The 7205-nt window shown below is 64.8% G+C and carries 4 protein-coding genes; 1 reads left to right on the forward strand and 3 read right to left on the reverse strand.

All coding sequences use genetic code 11. The features are described from left to right. Positions 1–564: 564 nt before the first annotated feature. On the reverse strand, positions 565–3384 hold the full coding sequence (locus AAG565_RS15575) for a hypothetical protein (protein ID WP_348820564.1): 2820 nt from the start codon (positions 3382–3384) through the stop codon (positions 565–567). A gap of 307 nt (positions 3385–3691) precedes the next feature. Here AAG565_RS15575 and AAG565_RS15580 point away from each other — a divergent pair, with 307 nt between their 5' ends. Further along, on the forward strand, positions 3692–5272 hold the full coding sequence (locus AAG565_RS15580; protein WP_348820566.1) for a hypothetical protein: 1581 nt from the start codon (positions 3692–3694) through the stop codon (positions 5270–5272). 285 nt (positions 5273–5557) lie between these two features. Here the strand turns inward: AAG565_RS15580 and AAG565_RS15585 are convergent, their stop codons facing one another. Both AAG565_RS15585 and AAG565_RS15590 read right to left on the reverse strand, forming a co-directional pair. Then, positions 5558–6694, reverse strand: a complete 1137-nt coding sequence (locus tag AAG565_RS15585; RefSeq protein WP_348820567.1) for a Fic family protein — start codon at positions 6692–6694, stop codon at positions 5558–5560. 381 nt (positions 6695–7075) lie between these two features. After that, positions 7076–7205, reverse strand: a 130-nt coding sequence (locus tag AAG565_RS15590) for an ATP-binding protein (RefSeq protein WP_348820568.1), incomplete at its 5' end; no start/stop codon positions are given.

The raw sequence follows: 7205 nt of genomic DNA on the forward strand, positions 1-7205 counted from the left end.
TGGCGTGAAGCCATGAATCAGTTCGCGATCGCCTACGGCGATCGCTTCGTCCGAGGTACCGTGTGAAATCGCTTCACACACAAAAATTCAGACAGGCCCTTCCGCACCTTTCCGCAGGAGTTTGCGGCGGTTCTAAGGCGCTGAGTTATATAGGTTTGGCGCAGGCTGCCGCCCCACCACCACCGCCTATACAGACACTCCATCGCACGATCCGCCCATTTGTTCGCGCGCGTCGCATTTGATGCTATGGTGCGCATCAGTCCGCTCGCGCGAGTCAAATGCTTAATTACGCATCCAAGGCCATCCCCTCACTCGAACGCTCCGCCGCGCTGCTTGGCGAGATGTTCCCGATGACTCATAGTGTGCTCCTGTGGGCCATTGATGCCTTGCGACGATCACAGAAATTCCTGGTTCCGGATAACGGCGCCGTCTTCGGCACGCCCATGGACATGGATTTCTCGACAATGTTGGACGACGATTCGGCCCGCCTGCCCTACCAATGCATCGCCGTCGAATTCCAGGTGGAACAAGGCGTCTTTCCCGTCTACGCCAATGCCCCGCACTTTAGCGGCCGCCGCCTCGCAGTCGCCGTCGACCTCCGCGATCCCGTCGAACTCGCACTGGCGACAGCCGCGTTCGGCCGCGCGCTCCTGTCCGTGCTGTCCATGCGTCAGGAGAACAGATGCTTGATCCTGTCCATCGACTACTACCCGAACTCTCCCGACATCGAGTGGATGGTCGCCTGGTGCGCAATGATCGTCCCGGACACCTATTACTCATAGGGGTTATCACGGTCGCATAGTCTCCGCCACGGATGCTATCCCCACCGGGACGAGTCCCTTCACACACCAGACCGGATGAAGTGTCGCGCCAGATTTTGTCTAGTGTCGGGACGTTGAAACAAGACCCGGCCGGGTAAATCGTGGCGTACATCCCTGCCTGGTAAGTGTTGTCATCGTCGGCCTCGCCGCCGAGATAGACCTCACGATCCCTGTTTTTGATGTTGGTATATCGATCGGAGTTGCTCGTTGGCTCATCGTTTTTCAGCGTGCTGAGAGTGATGGCGCCGTTGTTGCACCTGGCCAGAATGTCGGTTCTCCACGCGTCGTCTTCGTCGCCCTTGTCATGGAAGCGGTTGCGTATCATTGAAAAAATCACGCCGCCGGTATGCTCGACGTTCGCTTGCAGAGACAGGCGGCCGCGGCTGCGAGAGCCATTGACCTGCGGTGCATCAAACCACGCTCTGTCCGTCGTCACGAAAACCTTTAGGTCAGTATTCGTCGGCTGATATGGCATGCCTTTGCGCTGAGCATCTTCGCCGTCCGAAGGCCCGCCGTCCTCGGCCCACCGCCAATTCTGCGTCGGCGTGGTCTGACCCACTGCCCCGGCGACCGCATACACAGTACAACCCGCTCCCGGCGGCGGCGTCGGCGTCGGCGTCGGCGTCGGCGTCGGCGCCGGCTGCGGCGTCGGCGTCGTCGGCGGCGGCGTCGGCGTCGGCGTCGTCGGCGTCGGCTGCGGCGTCGGCGTCGGCGGCGTGCAGCCGTCCCCGGGCCGCGGATCCTGGTACAGCGTGTAGCTGCTTGTGTTCCCGCTGCAGTTGAACGTCATCTGGCCGGTGTAGCCATTGCCGCTGCTCACAGTATCGCGAACCAGGATCGGCCAGTGACCGTCCGGATCGTTGGGTACGACACCGGTGCAATAGTTGGATGGCCCCCAGGACACGGGCGCCCCCACCACGCCGCAGGCGTTGGTTGCCGGCGTCGGCGCCGGCGTCGACGACGCGCTGCCGACTGTCACGGTGGCCGAGGTCGAACGGGACGTGGCGGCCGCGTTGTAGCAGGTCAGCGTATAGGTCTTGGTGCCCGAGGTGGTCGGCGAAACGGCCAGCGACTGGCCGTTGCCGGTCGACTTGGCGCCGCTCCACGAACCCGCGCCGGCCGTGGCCGAGGCCGTACAGGACGTCGCCCAGGCATTCGTGCTCCATGTCAGCGTCGTCGAACTGCCCAGGCTGATCGACGTCGGGTTCGCCGCGATGGTCACGCTCGGCGGATCGACGTAATTCACGACCACCGAGGCGCTGACGTTCTGTCCGGAGCCGTTGCCGCAGGTCAGGTTATAGGTGCGGCTGCCTGGCGGCGGCGTCGACGGGAAAACCCCATTCGCGATACCGGCGGATCCCTTGGGGCCACTCCACTGGCCGCCGGCCACACACCCGGTCACATTGGTGGTGGACCAGCTCAGGCTAATGGCATCGCCGCTGGTCACCGTGGATCGGTCGGCAGTGAAGCTGTCGATCCGCGGCGGACCCAGCGTCGGCGCCGGCGTCGGCGCCGGCGTCGGCGCCGACGAGCTGACCGTGATGGTCACGTCACGGAAAGTGGATCCGGAGTCGTTGCTGCAGGTCAGGCGATACACGCGCGTCCCGGCAGGCGACGGTGTGATCGTCTCGGACCCGCTGACCGCCTTGCCCGCAACGCCCCAGTCACGTCCCGACGAGCAGGACGTCGCGTACAGAGCCGACCAGGTCAAGCTGACAGTTGATCCCAGGGTGACGCTCGTCGGCGTGCCGCTGAAGTCGATCACGGGCGCCGGCTTCATGGCCGAACAGTTGACGGAGACGCCGGTGTTGGGATTGCGACAGGTCCAGTTCCAGGTGTCAGACGTATCGGCCGCATTGCTGAACGTCCCGCGATCGCAGCCGGTCGCGTCATTGGTCGCCGGCTCGGACGCATACGTCCCCGTGTAGGAGCGACACACCGGCGGCGCGGCCAGATTGGTCGCCTGGCACTGCGCGGTCGCCGGCGTGTTGATGCCGACGCAGTTCCAGTCGTACCTGCCGTCGGTCCCGGCGGAATCGATATCGCTCTGCGTGCCCGTGGCGCAGGCGGACGATCCGGTCGGATAGGTCATCACGCCCGTATTGTTCGCGGCCCCGCAGGCCGGCTGAACCGCACGCCGTGCCATGCACTCCGGGGAACCTCCGCTCGCGCCGAGACAGTACCAGTTATAGGTACCGTCGTTGCCGACGCCATCGCCGTTCTGCGTGGTGGCCTGGCCGGGATCGCAGGCCGCCGTGCCCGTCGGAAAGGAATCGACGAGGGTATTGTTCGCCGAACCGCAGGCCCCATATGCCCCCGGGCAATCGACCGGGCAGCTCGCGGCGCTTTCCCCCGCCGAGCAGAAACCGTCACCGCAGCGAACCGAACGCGTCGTCGGAGGCGCGCTATTGGGTTGCCCACCCGCCGGGCCGCGTCCGGAATTGATCTCCGGCGAGATCTCCGGGATCTCGGCGATCCGACCGGTCTGCTGAGCGGCGATCGGCAGACTGACCACAGCGGCCAGACCAAACGCCCATCCAAAGACTGCCTTCCTCGACTTCATGGGAACTCCTGCGGCCTCGTCCCCAAGGATAAGCCGGGCTCACGGCGCTGCGCCTGTTCAATGGGGGACGATGGAGGCATCGTCACAAAACACGACGGCATCCATAATGAGGCATCGCGCCGTCCATGATCGGCCGCTGTCCTCGCACGTTGACACGGGACACAGCAGCCCCCCACACGATCCGCTGGAATATTGTCGCTCGTCAGTCCTTGTGGTGTGGTACACACACCCAATCTGGGTTTATGGGCCGCGGCCCGGGAGTTGACTTATGCATATATCCAAGCTAGGCGCCGCCATCGCCACGCTCATGGCGCTGTCGATCCCCCTACACGCCCGGGCCTCTCCCGCCGCGCCGGAGGTGGTGATCGACTATCCATGGTACGCGCCGCTGGCCAAGAAGGCCGCGCCGCCGGGGGTCAAGGTCATCGCCTTCCCGTACGCCGTGGACCTGGATTCGCGCCGCGACGGCGTCTGGACCACGTCCGGGGATGTGCGGCGCTGGGCGCTGAGCATACGGGTGCCCGGCGCGTCCAGTCTGGCGGCGGAACTCAGCTTCACGGCGGTGCCCGGCGCGAAGCTGTCGGCGGGGAGGGAGATCCTGCTGCGCAGCAAGCAGCGATACGTCACCGCGCACACCGGGACGGAGACGATCATGCTGGTCATGACCGCGCCGGCGCGCGGCGGCGATCCGCATCTGGCGATCACCGGACTGCGCATCGCCGACGCGCCGATCGTGCCCAAGTCCTCCGAGCGTCAGTTCGAGAGCTACGACTGCCACCGCACCCCGGAAAACGAACCCAACGCCCGGGCGGTGGCCGAGATCATGGTCGGAGGGTATGCAATGTGCAGCGCGACCCTGATCAACAACCGTGCGGGCGAGGACGGCGCGGCGCGGCCGCTGCTGATCACCGCCGATCACTGCAAGGATCCGGACGTTGAACCCGAAAGCAGCGCCCAGAACATCCGTGTCTACTGGAGGGCCGAAGTCCCCTGCGGCGATCCGAGGACGGGCGATTACAGCGCGCTGGATGTCTACCAATCCGAGCAGAGCGGCGCGCGGCACGTCTTCAGCGTCGCAAGCAACGACATCTGGCTGGTCGAACTCAATGGCTGGCCGCGCGAACAGGCCAACGCCTGGCTCGCCGGCTACGACGCGCGCGACCAGGCCCCTCAGGGCGTGGTCTACGGCATCCACCACGGCGGGGCGGCGCCCAAGCAGTACCTCAGTTCACCGAAACAGTATGTGTACAGGAATGTGTACAGGGATGAGCAGACCGGAAACTGCCCGTATACGTACTGCCCCGACCTCCGCGTCGATGTCGACACCATGGCCGAGGGCAGCATCGGGCAGTCCTGGCAGGGCAGTTCCGGCAGCGGGCTGTTCAGCAGCGAACACCTGTACCTGGGGACCCTGCAGGGGGGGGTCCACAGCGACGATGTGGAGTATGCCTCATACCACGCCATCGGCGGCGCCTGGACGGTCCGCGGCCTGGGGGGCGTGCTCGAACCGGCGGACCCGCAGCGGCGCCGGCGCGACGGCGAGCAGCCACCGTTCACCGGGGAAATGACCCTGAACCTCACCGCCAGCGCTACGCTCATCGAAAGCGGGCAGTCCGTGACCCTCAGCTGGGAAGCCGCCAACGCGCAGGACTGCGTCGCCGACGGCAGCTGGACCGGCGCCAAGCCGCTGTCCGGCTCCGAGACGTTCAGCCCCCCCACGGGGTCTTACTCATACTCTCTGTACTGCACCGCCCCCTTGGGGGGCGCCATGACCCGCACCGTGTCGGTCGACGTAACCGAGCCAACGGGCGGCGGCGGCGGTCTGTCCTGGACGCTGCTGGCCCTGTTCGCCGGTGCTGCGGCACGTCGGCGCGCCGGGAAAATCTGAAAGCACACGAAGACCCGCGTCGGATAGCCGAGGTGAAGAGCCTGCGATACTGATGCACAACGGCCGGCAGAAGCGGCCAATGCGCCGCTTCTCTGGATCGTGACGGCTCGTCTACAACCGGGCGCCGGCGTTGCCGCGCAGGCTGCTCACCGAGTGGCGCAACTGCGCAGATAGCCAGTGCCTGGCGGATGCTCCGGCGCCCCACCGCAACAAGCCATTAAGGATCTGGGGCGGGCAGCAACAATGAGCTGGGGATGGCATTTTTCGCGTCGTCTGCGTCTTTCTTCATGCGCGCTCCCCCGTTGGAGCATCATCCAATACATAGCTTGTACTGCGCCCGCCCGCATCCGATTTCCGCAGGACACCCCGCGCAAGCAGATCGTTGATGTCGCGCAGCGCCGTGTCCGGCGAGCACTTGGCGATGGCCGCCCACTTGCTGCTGGTGAGCTTGCCTTCGAAGCCGTCGAGCAGCTTGTTCAGCAACTTCACCTGTCGCTCATTCAAGGGTATGGTCGCCCAGCGCTGCCAGAACCGGGCTTTCGTCAGGACGGCGTCCAGCGTGTGCTGGGCCTGGTCGACGGCACGATGAAGCGTGTCGAGGAACCACGCGAGCCACTCGGTGACATCCATCGACCGTTTCTGGGTCCGCTCCAGGATGTCGTAGTAAGCCTTGCGTTCGCGCTGGATCTGCGCCGACAAACTGTAGAAGCGTTGCGGGCTACCGTCGGCGCGTGCCAGCAGCAGATCGCCAATGGCCCGGGCGATACGGCCATTGCCATCGTCAAACGGGTGCAAGGTGACGAACCACAGATGGCCAAGGCCAGCTTTGATCAGCGGCGGTTCGTTCGACGCACCATTCAGCCAGTCGAGGAAGCGGCCGGTTTCAGCCTCGAGGCGATCAGCGGGCGGCGCTTCGAAATGCACCCGCTGGCGGCCGATGGGGCCGGACACCACTTGCATGGGGCCACCGGCGTCATCGCGCCAGCCGCCGACCTTGATCTTAGAGAGCCCGGAGTAGCCTGTAGGAAACAGTGCGGCATGCCAGCCGAACAGACGCTCCCGCGTTACCGGTGCCTGGCAGTTGGCCGTGGCATCCAGCACCATCTCGACCACGCCCTCGACGTGCCGATCGACCGGCGCAAGCGCGCCGATGTCCACGCCCAGCCTGCGGGCGATAGACGAGCGCACGGATTCGACGTTGAGCTGCTCGCCCTCGATCTCGCTGGTCTTGACTACGTCCTCGGTCAGTGCCGCCAAGCTCGCCTGATCGCGCAGGGCCATTCCCACGTCGGCCAGACGGCCCATCAACAGCCCCTGGGCGCGGCTGACCTCGGCCATGGGGCCGGCCAGCGCTGCCAGGTCGAAGTGCCAGTTCGACCAGTCTTTGGACTGCCAGATGTATTTGTAATCGCCGCTATTCATGCGGAGATTATGAACCGCAATCTCCGTACACGCAAGTCTTTCCCCGCATATTATGCGGCGAATAGGGCGCCATTCGCCGCATGGAGGGCTGCCCTGCCCACGAATGGGTGTTAATGGGTGTCTTTTTGGTTGCCTGCTGGGGATGACCTCCCGCCTTTCGAATATTTCGCCTATTCGTTTATTTCGATTATCCTGCTTCCCATGACGCTGCTCGAAGCTCCCAAGAGGCTGCCATGACCACACACTCTCCCACCCATTCATTGCCTGCGCATTCCGCGAATGTCGGTCCACGATTCCGCGCGATGTCGGTCCAGCAATCCGCGGCATGCCGGTCCAGTGGTGATCGGGACGGAAATACTCTGAGTGGTTGGTGGGTGGCCGTCAATTCGGCGTAGCCGGTTTCGTGGTCTTTCTCTTTCGCATCGACTCGCCGGTGAGGTTGAGCCGATAGCTGTTGTGCACGAGGCGATCGAGGATGGCGTCAGCCAGGGTGGGATCGGCGAGATAGGCG

It is taken from the genome of Fontimonas sp. SYSU GA230001, from assembly GCF_040066175.1.
GTDB lineage: Bacteria > Pseudomonadota > Gammaproteobacteria > Nevskiales > Nevskiaceae > Solimonas.

What these genes read in the sequence shown, in the direction of transcription:
- AAG565_RS15575 (WP_348820564.1), bottom strand. Translation starts at nt 3,384, where the DNA reads ATGAAGTCGAGGAAGGCAGTCTTTGGATGGGCGTTTGGTCTGGCCGCT.
- AAG565_RS15580 (WP_348820566.1), top strand. Translation starts at nt 3,692, where the DNA reads ATGGCGCTGTCGATCCCCCTACACGCCCGGGCCTCTCCCGCCGCGCCG.
- AAG565_RS15585 (WP_348820567.1), bottom strand. Translation starts at nt 6,694, where the DNA reads ATGAATAGCGGCGATTACAAATACATCTGGCAGTCCAAAGACTGGTCG.